Source organism: Ideonella sp. P3_A4 (assembly GCF_056403075.1).
Map to the genome: position 1 here is coordinate 1 of NZ_JBFUGE010000941.1, position 1,728 is coordinate 1,728.

General features: G+C 61.2%; 2 protein-coding genes. Both read left to right on the forward strand.

What is annotated here, in order from left to right; genetic code table 11:
• Nucleotides 1-220 precede the first annotated feature (220 nt).
• Nucleotides 221-1,075: a diguanylate cyclase domain-containing protein gene (locus AC1DYI_RS34650; RefSeq protein WP_477208634.1), complete on the forward strand. Its 855-nt coding sequence runs from the start codon at nt 221-223 to the stop codon at nt 1,073-1,075.
• An 85-nt stretch (nt 1,076-1,160) separates the two neighbouring features.
• A partial coding sequence (locus AC1DYI_RS34655) for a hemerythrin domain-containing protein (protein ID WP_477208635.1) occupies nt 1,161-1,728 on the forward strand: 568 nt, incomplete at its 3' end.

The window sequence follows — 1,728 nt, forward strand, 5'->3', positions numbered from 1 at the left end:
GGCTACTTCCTCAGCAAACCGATCACCGCCGACGAAATGAGCCGCTTCCTCAAGCGCGATCTGCGCTGTCTCGTGAGCCCGGTGACCGCCGCGGTTTGATCGCGCAGGCGCCGAACGCGGCCTTCTGTGCGTTGACGTACAGAGTGATTCGCTTGTCCGCGCGATGATTCCTGCTCGAAGAGTCTGGCACCCGGAGGTCAACCATGCGCTGGAGCAATAGATGAGTGCGCCGCTGAAAGCAACTGTGCCGGCTTCAGACCTGCACAAGCTGAACGTTGTCGTCGTTCAGAGTGAGCAAATCCACGGCGCCGTCGCCGAATGCGCCGCCGAGTTGTTCTCTGTGAATTCAACGCTTGACCATGAGCTTTCAAATGGCCCAGCGCAGCCCGCCCTGGATGCCGCGCTCGAGCACAGTCAGGCGGTGGAGGCCAAAGTGCAGGTCTGCGCAGACGACCTGATCCAGGTGACCCAGGCCTTGAAAGGCGAAGTCAAGGAGCGGCATTTGCTCGAGCGAGAGCTGGAATCCGCGCATGACGAAGCGGCGGCAACTCGCCTCGCTTCTCTTCATGATCCGCTCACTTCGTTGCCCAATCGCAATCTTTTCAATGACCGTCTCGAGCATGGACTCGCTCAGGCAAGGCGGCACGGATGGACGCTCGCGGTGATGTTCATTGATCTGGACGGCTTCAAGGCCATCAACGATTCCCATGGACATGCCGCGGGGGATCAGGTGCTGAAAACGGTCGCGTCTCGATTGAAGAGCATGACACGCGAGGACGACACCGTCAGTCGCCACGGCGGCGACGAGTTTCTATACCTTCTGATGGAATTGCGGCAGGAGTCGGATGCCACAAGAATCGCTGAAAAAATCATTGCTCGTGTGGGTGAACCGTTTGAAATCGAGACGGAAGGCGAGCCGATCCAGGTCAGCGTGAAATGCAGTGTCGGCATCTCGATCTTCCCGCGCAATGGAAGCACGGACACATTGCTCATTGACAGCGCCGACAAGGCGATGTACCGGGCAAAACGTGCAGGGGGCGGGTACTCATACGATCTGGACGCCCTCGAACAGTAGTGGGAAGACGAGGGTTGCAGATGAATTGATCTGCGACAAGGGCGCGGTCGGGCAATGCGGTCAAGCTGCGGCCAAGGAGATCGCCATGGTCCCACTGACACTCACCGTTCTTCGTGACGAGCACTCGGCATTGGCCGCGATGCTGCGCTCGCTCTTGCTGCTGCTGGCTGATCATCGGCGGCGAGGCACGCTGCCAGACTTCACCGCACTGCGGGCGATGCTGTTCTATGTGGACGAGTTTCCCGAGAAACGCCACCATCGCAAGGAGACGGAGCTGTTGTTCCCCAAGCTGCGTGCACGCACGCCGCTGGCCCGCGCCCTGCTGGACAGGCTGGACCAGGACCATGCCTGTGGTGGACAACGCGTGCGTGAACTGGAGCATGCGTTGCTAGGCTTCGAGATGATGGGTGAGTCGCGGCGCGACGCCTTCGAGCAGGCGATGGCACGCTACGTCGATTTCTACCTGGCCCACATGGCGCTGGAAGAACGCGAGGTCCTGCCGCTGGCCGAACGCGTGCTCACCGCGGACGACTGGCGCGATCTCGACGAGGCGTTCGCCACCAACCGCGACCCGCTGACCGGCCACGACCCCGAAGAGGCGTATCGCGCGCTGTTCACCCGTATCGTCAACCTGGTGCCCGCACCCATCGGGC